The organism is Paenibacillus lentus (assembly GCF_003931855.1).
GTDB classification, from domain to species: domain Bacteria; phylum Bacillota; class Bacilli; order Paenibacillales; family Paenibacillaceae; genus Fontibacillus; species Fontibacillus lentus.
In genome coordinates, this window is the sequence record NZ_CP034248.1 from 1,879,219 (window position 1) to 1,900,681 (window position 21,463).

Here is a 21,463-nt window from a genome sequence, read left to right on the forward strand (position 1 = left end):
TCTATGCGGACATGTTAAAATGGACGAATCAAGTCCCGTGAGGGAAGGTTACGAGGAGGATTCACGTAAATGAGCATCGAGACTAAAGATGTTGAACATGTGGCCAAGCTGGCCCGTTTAAATTTAACGGATGAAGAGCGGGATCTATTCACGGAGCAATTGAATGCGATTTTACAATATGCCGAGAAGCTGAATGAGCTGGATACCGATGGCGTAGAGCCGACGACTCATGTACTTCGTCTCAGTAACGTTATGCGCGAGGATGTCGTGCTCGATAGCTTGACGCAAGAGCAGGTATTCCGCAATGCTCCGGAGGAAGAGGATGGGCAATTCAAGGTGCCTGCCGTTCTGGAATAATTGAACCGATCCGGTGCTGAATGAGGAGCAAGCAAGGCAATAAATGGATCAAGCTATTGATTTGAACTATGAACTTAATTAAGGCGTTAGGCAACACATATGCTGTCCTAGTGGACGAGCTGCCCAATTTTGGAAGGAGGAAGCGGTTGTGACGCTTTTTGATTTACGCTTACAGGATATACATAACCAGCTCCGCAACAAGGAGTTATCGGTTACCGATTTGGTTGGAGAAGCATTTGCCAAGATCGGGGAGAGAGATGAACGGATCGGCGCTTTTTTGACGTTGAATGAAGAGAGCGCACGTGCAGAAGCGGCACGAATGGATGACAAGCTGGTCAACGGGGAGGCATTGGGTCTCTTGTTTGGACTGCCGGTCGGAGTGAAAGATAATATGATCACAGAGGGACTACGCACAACTTGCGCAAGCCACTTTCTGTCTAATTACGATCCGATCTACGACGGAACCGTCATTTCGAAGCTGAAGCAAGCTGAATCGATTTTGATCGGGAAATTGAATATGGACGAGTTCGCGATGGGCGGCTCCAATGAAAATTCAAGCTTCCATCCCGTTCGGAATCCATGGGATTTGAACCGGGTACCCGGTGGCTCAAGCGGCGGATCGGCAGCTGCTGTAGCTGCGGGTGAAGCTTATTTTGCATTGGGCTCGGATACGGGCGGCTCGATCCGTCAGCCAGCTTCGTATTGCGGAGTCGTAGGCTTGAAGCCAACCTATGGCCTTGTATCCAGATACGGCTTGGTTGCATTTGCTTCGTCGCTCGATCAGATCGGACCGCTTACGAAGAATGTAGAGGATGCTGCATATGTGCTGCAGGCCATCGCGGGGTATGATCCGAAGGACTCCACATCGGCTCAAGTCGACATCCCGAATTATGCAAGTGCCTTAACTGGGGATGTTACTGGGCTTCGCATCGCGGTGCCGAAGGAGTATTTGGAAGGCGTTGATCCGCAAATCAAGGCTTCTGTTATGGAAGCTTTGCGCTTGCTCGAAAGTCTGGGCGCTGTATGGGAGGAAGTATCGCTGCCTCATACGGAATATGCCGTTGCCGCCTATTATTTGCTGGCCTCCTCAGAGGCGTCTTCCAACCTGTCGCGCTTTGACGGCATTCGCTATGGAGTACGTGCTGATCATGCGGGCAGTTTGATTGATCTCTATCATGAATCCCGCAGCCAAGGCTTCGGGCCGGAAGTGAAGCGGCGTATTATGCTTGGCACCTACGCGCTTAGCTCCGGATACTATGATGCTTATTATTTGAAAGCACAGAAAGTACGCACCTTAATCAAGCGTGATTTTGATCAAACGTTTGAGAAATATGATGTTATCGTTGGGCCGACGACGCCAACGACAGCGTTCGCGTTAGGATCCCAAGTGGATGATCCCCTGACGATGTACTTGAACGATATATTGACGATTCCGGTCAGCCTTGCTGGAATGCCGGCGCTTACCGTGCCTTGCGGATTTGCCGATGGGCTTCCAATTGGGTTGCAATTTATCGGCAAAGCGTTTGATGAGAGCACTATATTACGGTTAGCTCATGCCTTTGAAGCGAATAGTGATCATCACAAACGGCGTCCGTCGTTGTAAAAGGATGATAGCAGGATTGTTTCACTAAAGTGTTCAGGAGGATCAATATGTCAACGTCCAAATATGAAACGGTAATTGGGTTGGAAGTGCATGTGGAGCTGCACACGAAATCAAAAATTTTTTGCGGCTGTTCCACCGAGTTTGGCGCTCCGCCTAACAGTCATACATGCCCGATCTGTCTCGGGCATCCCGGAGTGCTGCCTGTGCTTAACCGCCAGGCGGTGGATTATGCGATGAAAGCCGCAATGGCTTTGAATTGCGAAATAGCAGATGTTAGCAAGTTCGACCGTAAAAACTATTTTTATCCCGACTCCCCGAAGGCTTATCAGATTTCTCAATTTGACCAGCCGATCGGACAAAACGGGTACATTGATATCGAAGTTGATGGCAAGACGAAGCGCATAGGCATCACCCGTCTTCATTTGGAAGAGGATGCGGGCAAGCTGACCCATATCGACGGGGGGTATGCTTCGCTTGTCGATTTCAACCGTGTGGGTACTCCGTTGGTGGAGATCGTATCTGAGCCGGAAATTTCTACTCCGGAGGAAGCACGCGCTTATTTGGAGAAGCTGCGGGCCATAATGCAGTACTGCGGCGTGTCCGATGTGAAGATGGAAGAGGGCTCGATGCGCTGCGATGCAAATATCAGTCTTCGTCCGGTAGGGCAAAAGGAATTAGGTACACGTGCTGAGCTTAAAAATATGAACTCTTTCCGCGGTGTTCTGCGCGGATTGGAATATGAACAATACCGTCAAGCTGAAATTTTGGATGACGGAGGAGAGGTCGTGCAGGAAACGCGGCGGTGGGACGAGACTCAAGGCAAGACCTTCTCAATGCGTGGTAAGGAAGAAGCGCATGACTACCGCTACTTCCCGGACCCGGATCTTGTCACGCTGCATATTGACCAAGCCTGGAAGGATCGGATCAGAGCTTCTATTCCTGAGCTTCCAGATGCCCGCAAGGCACGCTATACGGAGCAATTTGGGCTTCCGAGCTATGATGCTGAGGTTATTACCTCTTCCAAAGAGCTCGCTGATCTGTTCGAGAGCAGTCTGGAGTTCACCAAGGATGCTAAATCGGTATCCAACTGGATTATGGGCGATTTGCTTGGATATTTAAATAGCACCGGTCAAGAACTATCCGATGTGAAATTAACAGGTCAAGGGCTCGGCGAAATGATTGGTTTGATCGAAAAAGGAACTATTAGCTCTAAGATCGCTAAGACAGTGTTCAAAGAAATGCTGCAAAGCGGTAAGCGGCCTGAGCAAATTGTTGAAGAACAGGGATTGGTTCAAATTAGCGATGAGGGTGCGATTCTGGCTATTGTTAATGAGGTCATTGCCGATAATCCGGCTTCCGTCGAAGATTATAAGGCGGGCAAGGAGAAGGCGATTGGTTTCCTGGTTGGCCAAGTTATGAAGCGCAGTAAAGGGAAAGCTAACCCAGGACTCGTTAACAAGCTCTTGGTGGATATTTTGAAAGGCTAGGTCTTCCCGTCGGTAGGAGCTTCTCAAGTGTTGCTCTATGAAGAAGGGGGTGGGCGCGTGATCGTACCACTATCCGTGCGGGATCCGGAGATCGTTGAACAAATTTGGAGCCTGCAGCACGCAGCTTATCGCCTTGAGGCATGTGCGATAGGAGTTAAGTATATGCCCCCGCTTCCAGATACGTTTGAAACAATCATGAACAGTACTGAAGTTTTCTATGGGGATGTCACCTCGGATGGAGAGATCATCGGAGTGATCGCTGTTTCCACGGAAAAAGAGGGAACTACCGAGATTACACGTCTGATGGTGCATCCCGAGCATTTGCGTCAAGGAATAGGCAGGACGCTGCTGTGTTATGTAATCGAGCGTTATTCAGAAGCAACGCTGTTCGAGGTTACAGCCGGTACATTAAATGCCCCGGCTGTAGCACTATATACGCAGCAGGGTTTTGTAGCTGCAGGTACGGCTATGGCCATGCCGAATGTGGAATTAACGATATATCAGCTTGTTCCTGTGAAACTCTCCTCTTAGTAGGAGGGTTTCTTTGTATTTGCGCCAGTACATTCCAAGTTACGAATGGGTGTGAAATCGGTTATTATTAATATAATTAGTCAAAGAAGGTTTAATCGCTCACGGCAGCTTGCTAATGAGGAGGATGGATATGATGCAAGGCAGAATGAATATGAATGATGCCATGCAGCAGAGTCAACAGCTTGCGGCAAAAAAGGCGAATAAGCGCTACAGCCCCAGACGACTCAAACGCAAGTTTATGGCGTGTATGCTGTCGGCCTTGTTCCCGGGCCTCGGCCATCTCTATTTGCGGATGTTTTGGCGCGGAATAGCTATCATATATTTTTTAATCCTGGATGCTTCAGCATTGATTTATTTTTCGTCCGTTCGAATGACGATTAATATACCATTTTTATTTTTACTGGGAATTCTAATCCCTGTTATGTATTTCTACAGCATTTATGATGTGCTTCAATCTACCGATGCTGTCAATGCGAGGGTAAAGGGCGAGAAGGATGATTCCCGGGTAGGAATCCCTCGATCGGCTGATCATGTCTGGAAAGGGACTCTCTCTGGACTTGGGCTAATGGCAGGCGGTGGGGTCATATTTTTGCTTAGTCAGAAGCCGCCTTGGCTTGCAGACATCATTCAAGCAAGTGCAGGATATGTGGTATCCATGCTGTTGATCCTGAACGGCGTGTTGTTTATGATCCGGGAGTGTCGCCGAAGGAGGTATAGAACCGGCCGGCTGACGGCCGCCTTACTGCTTATCGGTGTAGGTCTTATTCTCCTAACGGATGTTGCGTTTGGCAGCAATTTTATGCTTCATCTGTTGAATTGGTGGCCACTGCTGCTTGTAGTTGCTGGGATTGAGCACATATATGTGATTCTGTGGAACCGTCGAAAAACCGCTCATGCGTTAAGACTGCTTCGTGTTGACATTAAAGGACTGTTGCTTTCGCTGTTTGCAGCATTCTCTGTGTTCGCGGTAACGCAGCAGGATCATTATATGCATTTATGGAACCGAGTCAGTCTCGATTTGACAACTGCCAGCACAGACTTCAGCGCGGAGGAAGGGTACAACTTAGTGAAGGAGTCCCTGGAAATTCCTATCGATTTAAGTACCGAGCAAATTATTATTAATGGCATAAATGGAAATATCGACGTAAGAAGAGCAGAGATTGAAGGGATTCGCGTGGAGAGCACGGTGTGGGTAGATCAGCTGCCGATTGAGGAAGCTCGGACTGTGGCAGAGGATACAGAGCTCCAGGCGACGACAGGGAAGGCGTTAACTCTGAATGTGAAAGATAGGGTCTATGGTGCTTCCGGCAAAAGGCATCCTCGTTTGAATATGACGGTATATCTGCCGGAGAATCGTTTTTTGGATATCGATATCAGTACTTCAAGCGGAAAAATCAAAATGAGTGGAGTTCGCGCCTTAAAGCAAATTAAGCTGCAAACGGGTAATGGTGATGTGAGGCTGTGGGACGTTAATGGTGATGTGACGGCAAAGACGCTAAATGGAGATGCGGAAATGTATCGGATCTTTGGAAATGTCCATGCAGAGACCCAGGGCGGAAATATGATGGGAAACTTGATTACGGGAAAAGTCTCCATGTCCACATTAGTCGGCAATATCGCTTTGATGAATGTGGATGAGGATATCCATGCTACGACGAAGAATGGTAATATTACTATTAAAGGTGTGGCCGCTTCGTTGAAGGCTGAATCTTTGAATGGTAAGGTTGAGATTGAATCCCCACTAATTGCAGGAGATTGGAATGTCTATAGCGCGGTAGGAGAAATGATCTTAACTATTCCTGAAGAAGGAGATTATATGCTTCAGGGATCGAGCGGGTATGGCGATATTACAACGGACTTGCCATTTATCGTTGATAATAAAGCAATAAATGGAATTGTTGGCACGGGAGAATATTTAGTAAAGATTGAAGGAAACAGCAATTTGTTTGTCATTAAACAATGAACTCGTTGTTTGTCAGGTTCACACTCTAGCCTGCGGGCTCGCCACTCAATTGACAAACGAATTATTGTAAAAGTACAATAAGTTTTAAGAAGATAGAAGAGGATGAGCAACCAACCTCTTAAAGGCGGTGACAATATGACTACGCGGGTACAGCATGCTCTGGATCAATTGAAACAGAGCGGGGTTCGAATTACACCGCAGCGTCATGCCATTTTAACGTTTCTTATGGAATCGATGGGCCATCCGACGGCAGACGAAATCTACCGTGCATTAGCGCCTCGTTTTCCCAATATGAGCGTGGCAACAGTATATAATAATCTCAAAATGTTTATTGAAGCTGGTATGGTTCGGGAATTAACATATGGTGATAATTCCAGTCGTTTTGACGCGGACGTCTCGAATCATTATCATGTAATATGTGAGAAGTGTGGCAAAATTAAAGACTTCACATATTCCTCGTTGGAGGATGTGGAACAAAAGGCCGAAGAGATGACCGGCTTCCAGGTGCATGGTCACCGAATGGAGCTTTATGGGGTTTGCGGCGATTGCCGGGAACAATAATCATTTGACCTGCGGGTTTGGAAGAACGTGACGGATTCCTTCGTGAATTCTTCACGTTTTTGTTTTTTTGAGGCTGTATGAGTTTTGCTACGTCGCAATTAATACTATATTTATGGAGGTACTGTGCATTGAAAAGTAAAAAAACGGCTCGCCCGAGGCGTAGACGTGGAGGGCGATTCAAGTGGTTTATGGTGTTTATACTGCTTGTGGCCGGTGCATACTGGGCGTCGTCTGAGCTATTGCCCAGTCGGGAGCATGCTGAACCAGACTGGAAAGGTAAGATGGATAAGCCGATTTTTGTGTCAGGCGAGGTGATGGAACTGCCCGCTTTGGGTAGCGGGGAAGGGTTGCAGCTTCCCTTTAGCGTAATTCAATCGGTGATTGATCCTAATGTAAGATATGAAGAGGAAACGAAGTCAGTCATTCTTACTACGCAGCGGAAGCTAGTATTGATGAAGACGGACGACGTGAAGGGAAAGATCAATAATAAGCCGGTGCAATTGCTGTTTGCCCCGATGGAGAGAGATGGTAATCTCTACTTGCCGACATATCTCTTGAAGGATTTATATGGTATTGAGGTTCACGAAGATAGCGGATCGGGTGCTGTTTTATTGTATCGGGCAGGCGAGTCAATTCAAATGGCGCACGTACAGTCCTCTAGCAAGAGGAAGGATGTCACGGTAACTATGCGTCAAGGCAACAGTATTCATACCCCGATTTTGGCGGAGATGAAGCCGGGAGAGAATCTGCGGATTTTGGACGAGGTTGATGATTGGTATTATGCCCAATTAGATAACGGCTATGCCGGATATGTGAAAAAAAAGAATGTAGCGTTAGATGAGCTCGTGACCATTCCAGCCCTGGAAGAGCAGTCTATACCTCCAGCAAAGCAAAAATGGCAATCCAAAGTTGTCAATTTAACTTGGGAGGCCGTGTACAATGTTGCGCCCAAGCCTTCTTCGATCGGGGAAATGCCGGGTGTGAACGTCGTCAGTCCTACGTGGTTCTCGCTCGTGGATGGAAAAGGGAATGTCCAGAGCAAAGCTGATCGAGCTTATGTGAATTGGGCGCATGGCCGTGGCATGCAGGTATGGGGATTATTTAGCAATAGCTTTGAACCCGAAATCACTTCGGAATCCTTAGCAACTTTTGAACGACGCATGACTACCATTGTGCAAATGCTGCATTACGCAAAACTATATGATTTAGACGGCATTAATATTGACTATGAGAATGTTCATACAAAGGATGGGGCTAATTTAACTCAATTTATGAGGGAGTTATGGCCGCTGGCACAGGAGCAGGGACTCGTAATTTCCATTGATGTGACTCCGAAGTCGAATAGTGAAATGTGGTCGGCGTTTTTGGATCGCAGGTCTTTGGCGGAGGTTACTGACTATTTAATTGTTATGGCATATGATGAGCATTGGGCTGCAAGTCCAGTATCGGGTTCAGTTTCCTCTCTGCCTTGGGCTCGCTCTTCGATGACGCGGATTATCGAGGAGGATGACGTGCCTCCTGGCAAGCTGATTCTGGGGATACCATTATATACGCGGGTCTGGACGGAGACGCAGGTGGATGGATCTACGAAGGTAAAGTCGAAAGCGATCGGTATGAAAAAAGCTCAGGAGATCATTAAGGAGAAATCGCTGGAACCGAAACTATCCGAGGAAACGGGTCAGAATTACGTCGAGTATCGAGAAGATGGCGCTCTTCATCGGATTTGGCTGGAAGACAAGGACTCTTTGGCTCGGCGGGTCGAATTGGCCAAGTCGCTCAAGCTTGGGGGTATTGCAACGTGGAATCGGAGTTTTGCTTCGAGTGAGGCTTGGGACGTGCTTAGTAAAATCGCAGAATAATTGGTTGATAGCAGAGATTATAGTGGGGAATAAAAAGGCGGGCACCTAGGGTGCTCGCCTTTTTGTTAGGTTTCGGCTGAAGGTGCAGCGGCAGTTTTTTGCTGCTGTAATTGTTCGGCAGTAATATTTGCCCGATCCGGATCTAGCGTCAACATGGTTTTGCAGAACATGCAGCGATCTGTCTTGCCTAGCATTTTCGTCAATTTATGGCACTCTGGACATTCTAGCTGAACCGCAGAGGTAGACAGCATGCCGGCGATGAAATAGATGGCCAGGCTTCCGAGCATAGCGATGAGTCCGATGACAAGTCCGATACCGGCAACAACTTTGCCGGATTGTCCCCAGAAGACGACGCCTGCTGTGCCGAGAACCATCAGTCCCATTCCCAGCATAGTGAGGAGAAGGCCCCATAATCTGAATTCATTGATTTTGCTTGATTTGAAGAACATTTGAGCAAACCTCAATTCATGATTATTTTTTTAAAACGCTGCCGCAAAAAAAGCAGGAAACTTCAATATAGCGTAGAACTATATTATAACGAATTGGCGGGATAACGCCAAGGTAGGAGGATATCGTGGAACCTACTATTTATTCATTAGTCGATGAAGGTAGTGTCGGTCGTCAAGTACTAGGCGCTATCGGATACCGCCACAACGGTCGAGATTTTCACAGCTCGGCAATTTACGATTTTGAATTGGTTGTTATAACGGTATGCGAAGGAATGAATGAAGCGGGAGTAGAAATCGAGCACTGCACGAATGGAGATATTCATTATCAATTGCTTTATATGGGGATCGAGGATTTGAAACGCTGGGTAATGGCCGGTGAGAACCGGGAAATTGTACAGTGTTTTTTACGTGGAGAAATCATTTGGGATGTTGAAGGAGAGTTAACTCGATTGCGTAATGAAATCATTGGTTTTGGAGATGATATCAGAGGACAGCGCAAGTTTATTGAGTTTGCTAAATTTCTAAAGATGTACATAGAAGCCAAGCGCTATACTCAAGATCGTGATTTCCTCGACGCTTACTATAATGTGCTACAGGCATTGAAGCATTATGCCAGAATTGAATTGATTGAACAGGGAATCTTGCCCGAAAATAGTGTATGGGAGCAGTTGCGTCCGTTGAACTCCGTCGTCTACAAGTTGTTTGATGAACTAACAGATAATAAGGAAACATTGGAGCAGCGGATTCAATTAGTACTGCTGGCTTGCGAATTTACGATTATGTCCAAAATGGCCGATTGTTGCTCCATATTGCTGCGTATTTTATCCAGCCGCAAAGAAGCTTGGAGCATTCAGGAGCTCCGACAACAGCCCGAATTAGAACATGTGCGGGAAGAAGTTCCGTTATTATTGAGAAAACTGGTGTATCATTCCCATGCATCTGAAGTAACCAGTGAGTCGAAGGGAAGCGCTGGAGAGGAACGCGAGATCAAGTATTTAGCGGAGAAATCCTTATTGTAGTTAATTTCCAGATAAGTATTTATAAATATAGATTGACTCTTATGTATGATCTGTGTTAAATTAAATCTCGCCCCTTCAAGGCGGCAAGTTCAAAAATGGTATGCAGGATTCACCTGAAAAAAGATTTTAAAAAAAAGTTGTTGACTTAACTCGGGTGGTCGTGATATATTATAAGAGTCGCTGCTGAAACAACGGCGGCACACGAAATAAGGTTTGATCTTTGAAAACTGAACAACGAGTGAGCGGGTTTCACGGAAGTGAAATCTAAAAATAGAGTCAGATGCAAATCTGATCTCGTCAGATTCAAAATGAGCAAGTCAAACACTTTGGATGGAACACCTCATCACCTTCGGGTATGAGCCTCCTTCCGATCTTTATTGGAGAGTTTGATCCTGGCTCAGGACGAACGCTGGCGGCGTGCCTAATACATGCAAGTCGAGCGGGATTATTTTGGAAGCTTGCTTCCGAAATAATCTAGCGGCGGACGGGTGAGTAATACGTAGGCAACCTGCCCCTCAGCCTGGGATAACTAGCGGAAACGTTAGCTAATACCGGATAATTTATTTCTTCGCATGAAGGAATAATAAAAGACGGAGCAATCTGTCACTAAGGGATGGGCCTACGGCGCATTAGCTAGTTGGTGAGGTAACGGCTCACCAAGGCGACGATGCGTAGCCGACCTGAGAGGGTGAACGGCCACACTGGGACTGAGACACGGCCCAGACTCCTACGGGAGGCAGCAGTAGGGAATCTTCCGCAATGGACGCAAGTCTGACGGAGCAACGCCGCGTGAGTGATGAAGGTTTTCGGATCGTAAAGCTCTGTTGCCAGGGAAGAACGTCTTGGAGAGTAACTGCTCTAAGAGTGACGGTACCTGAGAAGAAAGCCCCGGCTAACTACGTGCCAGCAGCCGCGGTAATACGTAGGGGGCAAGCGTTGTCCGGAATTATTGGGCGTAAAGCGCGCGCAGGCGGTCATTTAAGTCTGGTGTTTAATCCCGGGGCTCAACTCCGGGTCGCACTGGAAACTGGGTGGCTTGAGTGCAGAAGAGGAGAGTGGAATTCCACGTGTAGCGGTGAAATGCGTAGATATGTGGAGGAACACCAGTGGCGAAGGCGACTCTCTGGGCTGTAACTGACGCTGAGGCGCGAAAGCGTGGGTAGCAAACAGGATTAGATACCCTGGTAGTCCACGCCGTAAACGATGAATGCTAGGTGTTAGGGGTTTCGATACCCTTGGTGCCGAAGTAAACACATTAAGCATTCCGCCTGGGGAGTACGGTCGCAAGACTGAAACTCAAAGGAATTGACGGGGACCCGCACAAGCAGTGGAGTATGTGGTTTAATTCGAAGCAACGCGAAGAACCTTACCAGGTCTTGACATGCCTCTGACCGCTCTAGAGATAGAGCTTCTCTTCGGAGCAGGGGACACAGGTGGTGCATGGTTGTCGTCAGCTCGTGTCGTGAGATGTTGGGTTAAGTCCCGCAACGAGCGCAACCCTTGATCTTAGTTGCCAGCATTTCGGATGGGCACTCTAAGGTGACTGCCGGTGACAAACCGGAGGAAGGTGGGGATGACGTCAAATCATCATGCCCCTTATGACCTGGGCTACACACGTACTACAATGGCCAGTACAACGGGAAGCGAAGCCGCGAGGTGGAGCGAATCCTATCAAAGCTGGTCTCAGTTCGGATTGCAGGCTGCAACTCGCCTGCATGAAGTCGGAATTGCTAGTAATCGCGGATCAGCATGCCGCGGTGAATACGTTCCCGGGTCTTGTACACACCGCCCGTCACACCACGAGAGTTTACAACACCCGAAGTCGGTGAGGTAACCGCAAGGGGCCAGCCGCCGAAGGTGGGGTAGATGATTGGGGTGAAGTCGTAACAAGGTAGCCGTATCGGAAGGTGCGGCTGGATCACCTCCTTTCTATGGAGAATCGTTTCCTGCAACGGAAACATTCAAATCAGGTTGACGAAAGTCGCCGATCCCTTTGCAGATGCAAAGAGGTATATGCTTTCGAAGTAGCTTTACTTCGTAAAGCTTTTAGCTCACTCGTTGGTCAGTTTTGAGAGGTTAAGCCTCTTATGCGTTTGGTGATAATGGCGGAGGGGTTCCACGCGTACCCATCTCGAACACGACCGTTAAGCCCTCCAGCGCCGATGGTACTTGGACCGCAGGGTCCTGGGAGAGTAGGACGTCGCCAAGCGCAGCCCATTTAATGGGTTGCCTTTTAAATTTAACATTTTTTTGGGCCCTTAGCTCAGCTGGTTAGAGCGCACCCCTGATAAGGGTGAGGTCGGTGGTTCGAGTCCACTAGGGCCCACCATACAACTCCATATTTGCTTATACGTACTTATTGGAGTGGCGTATGGGGCCATAGCTCAGCTGGGAGAGCGCCTGCCTTGCAAGCAGGAGGTCAGCGGTTCGATCCCGCTTGGCTCCACCATATCTTTTCCATAACTTGCCGCTTGATTGGTGATTGTGGATTTGATAAGATAGTCTTCCGCCAGTCAAATGGCGAAGAAACTTGATCCTTGAAAACTGGATATACGAAACGAAATTTGCGTTTTAGAAACAATCCTTTTCTGATGAATTTAAATAAGCTGCAAAGCCAAATTTAAATTCATCATAGCTGAACTTGTGTCAAGTGATTGACCAAGGAAGTGAATAAAGGTAGTGATACTAGCGAACGTTTTGGGATAGGCGATCCTTTGTGAGTTGATTTCTTCCTTATATGAATTTATAAGATCAAGAAATCAAGGAGCAACAGAGCGAATAGCCCAAAATGCGAGCGATTATGGTTAAGCTACTAAGAGCACACGGAGGATGCCTAGGCGCTAGGAGCCGACGAAGGACGTGGCGAACAACGAAACTGCCTCGGGGAGCTGTAAGCAAGCTTTGATCCGGGGGTGTCCGAATGGGGAAACCCGGCTGTGGTCATACGCAGTCACTCACATCTGAATACATAGGGTGTGAAGAGGCATACCAGGGGAACTGAAACATCTAAGTACCCTGAGGAAGAGAAAACAAATGCGAATGCTTACGAAGTAGCAATACTTCGTATTGCTTTCAAGTGATTCCGTCAGTAGCGGCGAGCGAACGCGGAACAGCCTAAACCAGAGAGCTTGCTCTCTGGGGTTGTGGGACGTCTCACATGGAGTTACAAAGGAACTGATTAGACGAACAGGTCTGGAAAGGCCGGCCATAGAAGGTAAAAGCCCTGTAATCGAAAGTCTGTTCCCTCCGAGACGGATCCCGAGTAGTGCGGGGCACGTGAAACCCCGTATGAATCTGCCAGGACCATCTGGTAAGGCTAAATACTCCCTAGCGACCGATAGTGAAGCAGTACCGTGAGGGAAAGGTGAAAAGCACCCCGGAAGGGGAGTGAAAAAGAACCTGAAACCGTGTGCTTACAAGAAGTCAGAGCCCTATGTGGAAACTTGTTTCCGCACGGGTGATGGCGTGCCTTTTGTAGAATGAACCGGCGAGTTACGTTCCCGTGCAAGGTTAAGGTGAAGAGCCGAAGCCGCAGCGAAAGCGAGTCTGAATAGGGCGATTTAGTACGTGGACGTAGACCCGAAACCGGGTGATCTACCCCTGTCCAGGGTGAAGGTGCGGTAACACGCACTGGAGGCCCGAACCCACGTATGTTGAAAAATGCGGGGATGAGGTGGGGGTAGCGGAGAAATACCAATCGAACTCGGAGATAGCTGGTTCTCCCCGAAATAGCTTTAGGGCTAGCCTCGGTGGGACAGTCGTGGAGGTAGAGCACTGATTGGGTGCGGGGCCCGCCAAGGGTTACCAAGCTCAGTCAAACTCCGAATGCCATAGACTGATTAACCGGGAGTCAGACAGTGAGTGCTAAGATCCATTGTCAAGAGGGAAACAGCCCAGACCATCAGCTAAGGTCCCCAAGTGTGTGTTAAGTGGGAAAGGATGTGGAGTTGCACAGACAACCAGGATGTTGGCTTAGAAGCAGCCATCATTTAAAGAGTGCGTAATAGCTCACTGGTCGAGTGACTCTGCGCCGAAAATGTAACGGGGCTAAACACACCACCGAAGCTATGGCTTGAATCGACTTCACTGCTTCTTTGAAGCGGTGGATACTACGAGACATTTTTGCCGAAAGCAACCTTTGAAATGGTTCATGGGTTTCGGCCAAATGCTCCAGGGGTTAAACCGATCACTTCGAAGCTGGAGTGAAGTCGATTCAGGGGTAGGGGAGCGTTGTATGTGGATTGAAGTTGGACCGGGAGGACTGGTGGACTGCATACAAGTGAGAATGCCGGTATGAGTAACGAAAAGATCAGTGAGAATCTGATCCGCCGAAAGCCCAAGGTTTCCTGAGGAAGGTTCGTCCGCTCAGGGTAAGTCGGGACCTAAGGCGAGGCCGAAAGGCGTAGTCGAAGGACAACAGGTTGAAATTCCTGTACCACCGTAATCCGCTATGAGCGATGGGGTGACGCAGTAGGGTAGTGACGCGAGCGGATGGATGCTCGTCCAAGCAGTGAGGCTGATGTGTAGGCAAATCCGCACATCGTTAAGGCTGGGCTGTGATGGGGAGGGAAAATTTACAGTACCGAAGGTCATGATCTCACACTGCCGAGAAAAGCCTCTAGCCAGGAGAAGGTGCCCGTACCGCAAACCGACACAGGTAGGCGAGAAGAGAATTCTAAGGCGCGCGGAAGAACTCTCGTTAAGGAACTCGGCAAAATGACCCCGTAACTTTGGGAGAAGGGGTGCCCCGGTAGTGTGAATAGCACGAGGGGGCCGCAGTGAAAAGGCCCAAGCGACTGTTTAGCAAAAACACAGGTCTGTGCGAAGCCGTAAGGCGAAGTATACGGGCTGACGCCTGCCCGGTGCTGGAAGGTTAAGGGGAGCGGTTAGGGAGCAATCCCGAAGCTGTGAACCGAAGCCCCAGTAAACGGCGGCCGTAACTATAACGGTCCTAAGGTAGCGAAATTCCTTGTCAGGTAAATTCTGACCCGCACGAATGGCGTAACGACTTGGGCGCTGTCTCAACGAGAGATCCGGTGAAATTTTAATACCTGTGAAGATGCAGGTTACCCGCGACAAGACGGAAAGACCCCATGGAGCTTTACTACAGCTTGATATTGAACTTTGATGCGATTTGTACAGGATAGGTGGGAGCCTAGGAATCCGGAGCGCCAGCTTCGGTGGAGGCATCGTTGGGATACCACCCTGATCGTATCGAAGTTCTAACCTAGGACCGTGATCCGGTTCGGGGACAGTGTCAGGCGGGTAGTTTGACTGGGGCGGTCGCCTCCTAAAGAGTAACGGAGGCGCCCCAAGGTTCCCTCAGAATGGTTGGAAATCATTCGCAGAGTGCAAAGGCAAAAGGGAGCTTGACTGCGAGACTGACAAGTCGAGCAGGGACGAAAGTCGGGCTTAGTGATCCGGTGGTACCGCATGGAAGGGCCATCGCTCAACGGATAAAAGCTACCCTGGGGATAACAGGCTTATCTCCCCCAAGAGTCCACATCGACGGGGAGGTTTGGCACCTCGATGTCGGCTCATCGCATCCTGGGGCTGAAGTAGGTCCCAAGGGTTGGGCTGTTCGCCCATTAAAGCGGTACGCGAGCTGGGTTCAGAACGTCGTGAGACAGTTCGGTCCCTATCTGTCGTGGGCGTAGGAAATTTGAGAGGAGCTGTCCTTAGTACGAGAGGACCGGGATGGACGCACCGCTGGTGCACCAGTTGTTCCGCCAGGAGCATAGCTGGGTAGCTACGTGCGGATGGGATAAACGCTGAAAGCATCTAAGCGTGAAGCCCTCCTCAAGATGAGATTTCCCAATTAGTAAGACCCCTTGAAGACGACGAGGTTGATAGGCCTGAGGTGGAAGTGCAGCAATGTATGGAGCTGACAGGTACTAATCGGTCGAGGGCTTATCCAAACTTTACCCCAAAAAGTGAAGCGGAGGCTTCGAAGAGTATACCGAATACTGAAGGTTTGCAAAGCAAACTACTTCGGAAGGATAAACTTCGGGGGCCCCGGTGAACCAAGTAAGGGCTAACACGCAAATGAAGTTTCGTATCCAGTTTTCAAGCGATCAAGCTTGAGGTGAATATTGTTCCCTGATAGCTCAGTCGGTAGAGCACTCGACTGTTAATCGAGTTGTCACAGGTTCGAGTCCTGTTCGGGGAGCCATATGGAGAGGTGTCCGAGTTGGCCGAAGGAGCACGATTGGAAATCGTGTAGGCGTCACAAGCGTCTCGAGGGTTCGAATCCCTCTCTCTCCGCCATTATTTATTTAAGTATTATTGAAATGTGATACATATATGGCCCGTTGGTCAAGGGGTTAAGACACCTCCCTTTCACGGAGGTAACAGGGGTTCGAATCCCCTACGGGTCACCACTTTCTTTAATACTACGGATAAAGTATGAGAAATAACGAGTACCATAAAAATAACTTGATTTCTAGATGGGTTATATGGTACAATAGAAATTGTCTTTCCTTGGAGGCTTAGCTCAGCTGGGAGAGCATCTGCCTTACAAGCAGAGGGTCAGCGGTTCGATCCCGTTAGCCTCCACCATATAATTTTATAACTGACGCGGGGTGGAGCAGCACGGTAGCTCGTCGGGCTCATAACCCGAAGGTCGCAGGTTCAAATCCTGTCCCCGCAATTGTATTACCTAGTGTGGAGCCGTGGTGTAGAGGCCTAACATGCCTGCCTGTCACGCAGGAGATCGCGGGTTCGAATCCCGTCGGCTCCGCCATTAACTTCCTTGAATAAAGGATCAGAATCCGTTAAGGATTCGCAAGCTTGGCTCTGGAAACTGTCACTCTAATGAGCTGATCGCAGCGGAATAGGTGAAGGATCCAAGGGAACTATCCTATATGGCTCGGTAGCTCAGTCGGTAGAGCAGAGGACTGAAAATCCTCGTGTCGGCGGTTCGATTCCGTCCCGAGCCACCATTGATAATTGAAAATGCCGGTGTAGCTCAATTGGTAGAGCAACTGACTTGTAATCAGTAGGTTGGGGGTTCAAGTCCTCTCGCCGGCACCACATGGAGGCTTAGCGAAGTGGCCAAACGCAGCAGACTGTAAATCTGTTCTCGTACGAGTTCGGTGGTTCGAATCCATCAGCCTCCACCAGTTTTACCATAGGGGCATAGTTTAAAGGTAGAACAGCGGTCTCCAAAACCGTTAGTGTGGGTTCAATTCCTGCTGCCCCTGCCAGTTCTACAATATCATACTTTTATTATGGCGGTCGTGGCGAAGGGGTTAACGCACCGGATTGTGGCTCCGGCATTCGTGGGTTCAAGTCCCATCGATCGCCCCATTTTCATCTAAAAAATCATATATTGGGGATTAGCCAAGCGGTAAGGCAACGGACTTTGACTCCGTCATTCCATAGGTTCGAATCCTATATCCCCAGCCATATGTTGCGGACGTGGCTCAGCGGTAGAGCATCGCCTTGCCAAGGCGAGGGTCGCGGGTTCGATTCCCGTCGTCCGCTCCATTTATATATATGGCGCCATAGCCAAGTGGTAAGGCACAGCTCTGCAAAAGCTTTATCCCCAGTTCGAGTCTGGGTGGCGCCTCCATTATTACTCTGCGGGAGTGGCGGAATCGGCAGACGCACAGGACTTAAAATCCTGCGGTAGGTTACTACCGTACCAGTTCAAGTCTGGTCTTCCGCACTTGTATTGAGTTGAAGTTACACTATGCCGATGTGGTGGAATTGGCAGACACGCCGCACTCAAAATGCGGTGCCGAGAGGCTTGCCGGTTCGAGTCCGGCCATCGGTATTATGAATAAGAAGGTATATAAAATGGCTTACGTAAGCCATTTTATATACCTTCTTTATTTTGATAAATTTTTCGCATAGGCATAGGAGAAGGAAGTTTGACTTTAGTACTTGTAAAGTATATTTTGGGTATGAGATAGTTCTTAGCAAAGATTTTTTAACTTATTAAGGAGGCTTGCTACAGAATGAGGAACATGCAATCCACAGTAACCCTGTCGAATGGAGAACAGATGCCATGGCTAGGTCTTGGCGTGTTCAATTACAACAAAAGTATGGAACTCTGATCAAGGCTATGAAAATACACTGAAGGCATTCGATACTAGCATGAATAAGCTGGGGCTGGATTATCTGGATCTGTATTTAATTCATTGGCCAGTTAAGGGTAAATATAAAGAGACTTGGAAAGCACTTGAGAAACTACATAGAGATGGACGTGTTCGCTCCATTGGAGTTTCTAATTTTCAAATTCATCACCTGCAGGATTTGCTGGAAAATGCTGAAATCAAGCCAGTGATCAATCAGGTAGAACTACATCCCTTGCTTAGCCAGGTGGAGCTAAGGGATTATTGTAAGTCTCAGGGAATCCAAATTGAAGCATGGTCACCTCTAGCTCAAGGTCAACTATTGGATAATGAAGTCCTTAAAACTATAGGAGCCAAATACGGCAAGTCGACAGCACAGGTTATAATTCGCTGGGATCTGCAGAATGAAATTGTTACGATACCTAAATCCGCCAAGGAACATCGTATCATTGAAAATGCAAATGTATTTGATTTCGAATTGACTCAAGAAGAGATAGAGCAGATTAATAATTTGAATCAGAATAAGCGTATTGGCCCGGATCCTGACAATTTCGATTTCTAGTCAAGCGGTGTAGTAACATATACTGCGGGCTATATAAGAAAGAAGCGCCTTGAGTTCTATTAGAACTTACAGCGCTTCTTCTGATTTTAATTGGCTAGTTGTAAATAACCGCCAGGCTAGTATTCAGTTAGAAGGCAGAACATTAAGCACTTCCATTCAATAAAATCTGTCTAATCTGCTGCTGGTGCAGACGCTCGCCGATAACGACAACTAATGCGCCCGCTGTAAGTAGCAGATCCGGACCAGGATTGATGTGTTTGGAATGATTGCTCTCCACAACAGCGATGATCGTGGCGCTGGAACGCTGACGTACGCGCAGTTCGCCAATCGTTTTGCCGATAGCTTTGTAGTGAGGCTCTAGTTTGTACCACTCTATAATGAGATCGCCTAATGCGACTTCTATATTTTCCAATGGAGTAGGCTTATAAGTGACTCCGCCGATAATGGCAGAGACATATCGCGCTTCCTCGTCGGTTAAAGATATTTTGGAGATGCTGTCCTCAGGATTGTCAGCGCCATAGTGATAAACCTCGCGTCGACCATCATCGTAGATCGTAATGGTTAGTTTTTCGCCGCTGCGAGTTTCAATTTCAAACTTTTTGCCTGTGCCCGGTAAATCAGTTTCTTTTAGATTCATTAGCTTCCGACCTCCAATATAAGAAATATTATTGTTATAAGTTGTGTTCAATCGCCGTCAATCTTCTTTCACGAACGTGAATCAAAATCTTCCTAGTTACTTATCACTTACGTGTATCAAGCTGTATAAGGCTAGTAATTGAAAGGTAACATAATGACTCGTTTTCATGAGTTTATAGAAGAATGGACGAAAATAAGCCCCTGCCAAGCAAGCAAAGACTGGCTGCAGCAGGGAGGAATAACAGGTGAAGCGGGCATAATCATTGCTAAATTAGTATGTGCCGTGGCAAGAAGCAGTTTTGTGTACGGTCTTCCAAAGCGCTCAATCAACCCCAATGGCAGATTGGCCTAATTTTGCAATAAGTCATTCTTAATTTAGAGCTTGGGAAGCAATAGAAAAATCATGAAAAGCGTAATGAAAGCGGTAGAAAACCGGTGTCATCGATCGCCGAATATGTATCATGATACGTATCCCCTCTCTAACAATAGCTACTAACCTTAAGGATAGCATACAATCCCTTGTATCTCAAAAGAATGATGATAATTTATTTATCCAATTTAATGATAATTAGACACGAGCTGACGAGGATTTGGCGGACCGACATGGAAATTACTTTTTTTACTATAGAAAGTGGCTTACTTAATGGAGTTATATAAATGACGTTATATTCTCGGTTACAGCTATTAGTAATCTAGAGTCTTAAATCGTACTCGACTTAGGTCTAGGATGAAAAACCGTCCGTAGTCCGTTTTGAATTAAAGCATTTCCACCTACAATAAGGACATAAGGTTGAAACTTACGAAAGGCGGTGATGGATAAATGAGAACAAATCGATCAAGCGGCTTCGCAATCGTACTTATTGTTCTAGGAGCATTGATCTTGCTGGGCAAGCTAACTCCGCTTCTGGGCAGTCTTTTCGGATTGTTGTTCGCAGTAGCATTGATCGGTCTTGGTTACTATGGTATTCGCCGGGGCAATGCTTTTTTTGGATGGATCGTCCTCTTCTTTGGGATCATATCCTTAATGAACAAATTAGCTTGGCTCATCGTACCGGCAATCGGGATCGGCTTAATCCTCTTCGGCATTTATTCACTGAATGGAAGACGACGGGGGTATTGATCACATATATCGAATAATGATGATGACCGAATTGGTTAGGAGGGATGGGATGTCATGAGTGTATTTCGTCGAGTACGGGATATTACGGTAGCTAATTTAAATGAACGATTAGAGCAATCTCAAGATCCAGTGCGGCTAATCGATCAATTCTTGATTGAGACTCGTCAGGAAATTGCCGAGGCAGAGAAGCTGCACCAGCAGTATGCGGGACATACCAAGCAATTGAAGCAGCAAGTGGATCAGGCCAAGGTGATGCGCGATCGAAGAGAAGAGCAGGCGTTGCTTGCCCTTAAAGCCGAGGAGGAGCACTTGGCAAAGTTAGCACTGCAGGAGAAGATGCTCTACGAGGAGAAGATCGAGCAGTATTCCGGATTGTATGCTCAGAGCTTGGAGTCTCTGCAGGAATTGGAAAGCCAACTGAATGAATTAAAAACGGAATATCAAGTGGTATACAGCAAGCGGCAGTATTATTATGCCAGAATGGAGACGCTCCGTCTGCAGCAGCGTATGAACCAACGGATGAGTGGGTACGGTACACAAGACGTACCAAAAATGTTCCACCGTTTGGAAGACCGGGTATCTGATATGGAGTGGGAAGCCCGCAGCCTTCGCGATCTAAGAAGATCAGGCGAAGATATCTTAAACCAAGCCGGATCGGTTCTACAATCGACTTTAGAACAGGAGCTCTCTCGTTTGAAGCAGAAGCTGAATAACAAGGGAGAGGAGTAGAATCGATGGGAACACTATACCGTTCCAGACGTGATCGTTGGTTCAGCGGCCTAATTGGTGGGTTGGGCGAATATTTCGGCATTAGCGTTACCGGACTTCGCGTGCTAATGATATTTAGTATATTCATTACTGGTGGAGCAACGATCCTGATTTATTTAATTGCATCGCTTGTCATTTCCAAAGAGCCTTACGTTCCTCGTGAACCATACGGCGGGGGCTGGCAAGGCGGTCACGGCGGGTATGGCGGTTATGGGAACCCCGGCGGTCATGGAGGCCATGGATACGGGAATCCAGCCAATCAGCAGTACCGTGAACCGCAATATGCGAATCCGCACTACAGCGACCCAAGATACAATGATCCGCACTACCAGCAGCAATCCGCATTTGGCGGCAATGCATCGAATCTGGATTCGATGATGGAAGATATTGAGAAGAAGGCTATGGAGAAAGAGCTGGAGGAGCTCCGCAGAAAATTATCAAAATACGAGAACGAGAAGGGAGATAAATAA

14 protein-coding genes, 18 tRNA genes, 3 rRNA genes and 1 pseudogene are annotated in these 21,463 nt (G+C 47.8%); 34 read left to right on the forward strand and 2 right to left on the reverse strand.

Annotated elements, in window-relative coordinates; translation table 11 throughout:
• Positions 1-69: 69 nt before the first annotated feature.
• The 7 genes from gatC to EIM92_RS08320 all read left to right on the forward strand — a co-directional run bounded on the left by gatC (position 70) and on the right by EIM92_RS08320 (position 8,361).
• Entirely contained in the window at positions 70-357 is a 288-nt protein-coding gene (gene gatC, locus EIM92_RS08290; protein WP_125082262.1) for an Asp-tRNA(Asn)/Glu-tRNA(Gln) amidotransferase subunit GatC, read from the forward strand.
• 148 nt (positions 358-505) lie between these two features.
• Positions 506-1,960: an Asp-tRNA(Asn)/Glu-tRNA(Gln) amidotransferase subunit GatA gene (gene gatA / locus EIM92_RS08295; protein ID WP_125082263.1), complete on the forward strand. Its 1,455-nt coding sequence runs from the start codon at positions 506-508 to the stop codon at positions 1,958-1,960.
• A gap of 47 nt (positions 1,961-2,007) precedes the next feature.
• A complete protein-coding gene (gatB, locus tag EIM92_RS08300; RefSeq protein ID WP_125082264.1) occupies positions 2,008-3,447 on the forward strand; it encodes an Asp-tRNA(Asn)/Glu-tRNA(Gln) amidotransferase subunit GatB in 1,440 nt (479 codons plus the stop codon).
• 27 nt (positions 3,448-3,474) lie between these two features.
• Positions 3,475-3,978: a GNAT family N-acetyltransferase gene (locus EIM92_RS08305; RefSeq protein ID WP_246021253.1), complete on the forward strand. Its 504-nt coding sequence runs from the start codon at positions 3,475-3,477 to the stop codon at positions 3,976-3,978.
• A gap of 130 nt (positions 3,979-4,108) precedes the next feature.
• Positions 4,109-5,941 (forward strand): DUF4097 family beta strand repeat-containing protein, encoded by a 1,833-nt coding sequence (locus EIM92_RS08310; protein ID WP_246021254.1) that lies wholly within the window; start codon positions 4,109-4,111, stop codon positions 5,939-5,941.
• 135 nt (positions 5,942-6,076) lie between these two features.
• Positions 6,077-6,502: a Fur family transcriptional regulator gene (locus EIM92_RS08315; protein WP_125085071.1), complete on the forward strand. Its 426-nt coding sequence runs from the start codon at positions 6,077-6,079 to the stop codon at positions 6,500-6,502.
• Between the two features lie 188 nt (positions 6,503-6,690).
• Entirely contained in the window at positions 6,691-8,361 is a 1,671-nt protein-coding gene (locus EIM92_RS08320; protein ID WP_125085072.1) for a glycosyl hydrolase family 18 protein, read from the forward strand.
• Between the two features lie 65 nt (positions 8,362-8,426).
• Here the strand turns inward: EIM92_RS08320 and EIM92_RS08325 are convergent, their stop codons facing one another.
• Positions 8,427-8,810, reverse strand: a complete 384-nt coding sequence (locus EIM92_RS08325) for a DUF2614 family zinc ribbon-containing protein (protein WP_125082265.1) — start codon at positions 8,808-8,810, stop codon at positions 8,427-8,429.
• Between the two features lie 125 nt (positions 8,811-8,935).
• Here EIM92_RS08325 and EIM92_RS08330 point away from each other — a divergent pair, with 125 nt between their 5' ends.
• The 23 genes and pseudogenes from EIM92_RS08330 (at position 8,936) to EIM92_RS08440 (ending at position 18,469) form a co-directional block, all read left to right on the forward strand.
• On the forward strand, positions 8,936-9,829 hold the full coding sequence (locus tag EIM92_RS08330; RefSeq protein ID WP_125082266.1) for a nucleotidyltransferase-like protein: 894 nt from the start codon (positions 8,936-8,938) through the stop codon (positions 9,827-9,829).
• Between the two features lie 374 nt (positions 9,830-10,203).
• A 16S ribosomal RNA gene (locus EIM92_RS08335) occupies positions 10,204-11,758 on the forward strand.
• A 163-nt stretch (positions 11,759-11,921) separates the two neighbouring features.
• Positions 11,922-12,038: ribosomal RNA gene (rrf, locus tag EIM92_RS08340) — 5S ribosomal RNA — on the forward strand.
• Between the two features lie 43 nt (positions 12,039-12,081).
• A tRNA-Ile gene (locus tag EIM92_RS08345) sits at positions 12,082-12,158 on the forward strand.
• A 44-nt stretch (positions 12,159-12,202) separates the two neighbouring features.
• Positions 12,203-12,278: transfer RNA gene (locus tag EIM92_RS08350), tRNA-Ala, on the forward strand.
• Positions 12,279-12,631: 353 nt separating this feature from the next.
• Positions 12,632-15,747, forward strand: a 23S ribosomal RNA gene (locus EIM92_RS08355).
• Together the 16S, 23S and 5S rRNA genes with 18 tRNA genes alongside form the textbook arrangement of a ribosomal RNA operon.
• A 178-nt stretch (positions 15,748-15,925) precedes the next feature.
• Positions 15,926-16,001 (forward strand) — tRNA-Asn (locus EIM92_RS08360).
• Between the two features lie 3 nt (positions 16,002-16,004).
• Positions 16,005-16,096: transfer RNA gene (locus tag EIM92_RS08365), tRNA-Ser, on the forward strand.
• Positions 16,097-16,134: 38 nt separating this feature from the next.
• Positions 16,135-16,209 (forward strand) — tRNA-Glu (locus EIM92_RS08370).
• 102 nt (positions 16,210-16,311) lie between these two features.
• Positions 16,312-16,387 (forward strand) — tRNA-Val (locus tag EIM92_RS08375).
• 17 nt (positions 16,388-16,404) lie between these two features.
• A tRNA-Met gene (locus tag EIM92_RS08380) sits at positions 16,405-16,478 on the forward strand.
• Positions 16,479-16,494: 16 nt separating this feature from the next.
• Positions 16,495-16,571, forward strand: a tRNA-Asp gene (locus EIM92_RS08385).
• Between the two features lie 123 nt (positions 16,572-16,694).
• Positions 16,695-16,770 (forward strand) — tRNA-Phe (locus tag EIM92_RS08390).
• A gap of 15 nt (positions 16,771-16,785) precedes the next feature.
• A tRNA-Thr gene (locus EIM92_RS08395) sits at positions 16,786-16,861 on the forward strand.
• 3 nt (positions 16,862-16,864) lie between these two features.
• Positions 16,865-16,950, forward strand: a tRNA-Tyr gene (locus EIM92_RS08400).
• A gap of 10 nt (positions 16,951-16,960) precedes the next feature.
• Positions 16,961-17,034: transfer RNA gene (locus tag EIM92_RS08405), tRNA-Trp, on the forward strand.
• Positions 17,035-17,061: 27 nt separating this feature from the next.
• Positions 17,062-17,137: transfer RNA gene (locus tag EIM92_RS08410), tRNA-His, on the forward strand.
• A gap of 23 nt (positions 17,138-17,160) precedes the next feature.
• A tRNA-Gln gene (locus tag EIM92_RS08415) sits at positions 17,161-17,236 on the forward strand.
• A 6-nt stretch (positions 17,237-17,242) separates the two neighbouring features.
• A tRNA-Gly gene (locus EIM92_RS08420) sits at positions 17,243-17,317 on the forward strand.
• A gap of 11 nt (positions 17,318-17,328) precedes the next feature.
• Positions 17,329-17,402: transfer RNA gene (locus tag EIM92_RS08425), tRNA-Cys, on the forward strand.
• A 10-nt stretch (positions 17,403-17,412) separates the two neighbouring features.
• Positions 17,413-17,498 (forward strand) — tRNA-Leu (locus EIM92_RS08430).
• Positions 17,499-17,524: 26 nt separating this feature from the next.
• Positions 17,525-17,606: transfer RNA gene (locus EIM92_RS08435), tRNA-Leu, on the forward strand.
• A 184-nt stretch (positions 17,607-17,790) separates the two neighbouring features.
• A pseudogene (locus tag EIM92_RS08440) lies at positions 17,791-18,469 on the forward strand (aldo/keto reductase).
• Positions 18,470-18,611: 142 nt separating this feature from the next.
• Here EIM92_RS08440 and EIM92_RS08445 read toward each other — a convergent pair.
• Complete coding sequence (locus EIM92_RS08445; RefSeq protein WP_125082267.1) at positions 18,612-19,106, reverse strand: cation:proton antiporter regulatory subunit; 495 nt, start codon at positions 19,104-19,106, stop codon at positions 18,612-18,614.
• A gap of 153 nt (positions 19,107-19,259) precedes the next feature.
• Here EIM92_RS08445 and EIM92_RS08450 point away from each other — a divergent pair, with 153 nt between their 5' ends.
• From EIM92_RS08450 to EIM92_RS08465, 4 genes are all read left to right on the forward strand, one after another.
• Positions 19,260-19,457, forward strand: a complete 198-nt coding sequence (locus EIM92_RS08450; RefSeq protein ID WP_125082268.1) for a hypothetical protein — start codon at positions 19,260-19,262, stop codon at positions 19,455-19,457.
• 468 nt (positions 19,458-19,925) lie between these two features.
• Positions 19,926-20,225: a LiaF transmembrane domain-containing protein gene (locus tag EIM92_RS08455; RefSeq protein ID WP_110931412.1), complete on the forward strand. Its 300-nt coding sequence runs from the start codon at positions 19,926-19,928 to the stop codon at positions 20,223-20,225.
• A 54-nt stretch (positions 20,226-20,279) separates the two neighbouring features.
• Positions 20,280-20,954 (forward strand): PspA/IM30 family protein, encoded by a 675-nt coding sequence (locus tag EIM92_RS08460; RefSeq protein WP_125082269.1) that lies wholly within the window; start codon positions 20,280-20,282, stop codon positions 20,952-20,954.
• A gap of 5 nt (positions 20,955-20,959) precedes the next feature.
• The gene (locus EIM92_RS08465; RefSeq protein ID WP_125082270.1) at positions 20,960-21,463 is read left to right on the forward strand and encodes a PspC domain-containing protein; all 504 of its coding nucleotides are present in this window, start codon (positions 20,960-20,962) and stop codon (positions 21,461-21,463) included.

What these genes read in the sequence shown, in the direction of transcription:
- gatC (WP_125082262.1), top strand. Translation starts at nt 70, where the DNA reads ATGAGCATCGAGACTAAAGATGTTGAACATGTGGCCAAGCTGGCCCGT.
- gatB (WP_125082264.1), top strand. Translation starts at nt 2,008, where the DNA reads ATGTCAACGTCCAAATATGAAACGGTAATTGGGTTGGAAGTGCATGTG.
- EIM92_RS08310 (WP_246021254.1), top strand. Translation starts at nt 4,109, where the DNA reads ATGATGCAAGGCAGAATGAATATGAATGATGCCATGCAGCAGAGTCAA.
- EIM92_RS08315 (WP_125085071.1), top strand. Translation starts at nt 6,077, where the DNA reads ATGACTACGCGGGTACAGCATGCTCTGGATCAATTGAAACAGAGCGGG.
- EIM92_RS08320 (WP_125085072.1), top strand. Translation starts at nt 6,691, where the DNA reads ATGGTGTTTATACTGCTTGTGGCCGGTGCATACTGGGCGTCGTCTGAG.
- EIM92_RS08325 (WP_125082265.1), bottom strand. Translation starts at nt 8,810, where the DNA reads ATGTTCTTCAAATCAAGCAAAATCAATGAATTCAGATTATGGGGCCTT.
- EIM92_RS08445 (WP_125082267.1), bottom strand. Translation starts at nt 19,106, where the DNA reads ATGAATCTAAAAGAAACTGATTTACCGGGCACAGGCAAAAAGTTTGAA.
- EIM92_RS08450 (WP_125082268.1), top strand. Translation starts at nt 19,260, where the DNA reads ATGACTCGTTTTCATGAGTTTATAGAAGAATGGACGAAAATAAGCCCC.
- EIM92_RS08455 (WP_110931412.1), top strand. Translation starts at nt 19,926, where the DNA reads ATGAGAACAAATCGATCAAGCGGCTTCGCAATCGTACTTATTGTTCTA.
- EIM92_RS08460 (WP_125082269.1), top strand. Translation starts at nt 20,280, where the DNA reads ATGAGTGTATTTCGTCGAGTACGGGATATTACGGTAGCTAATTTAAAT.
- EIM92_RS08465 (WP_125082270.1), top strand. Translation starts at nt 20,960, where the DNA reads ATGGGAACACTATACCGTTCCAGACGTGATCGTTGGTTCAGCGGCCTA.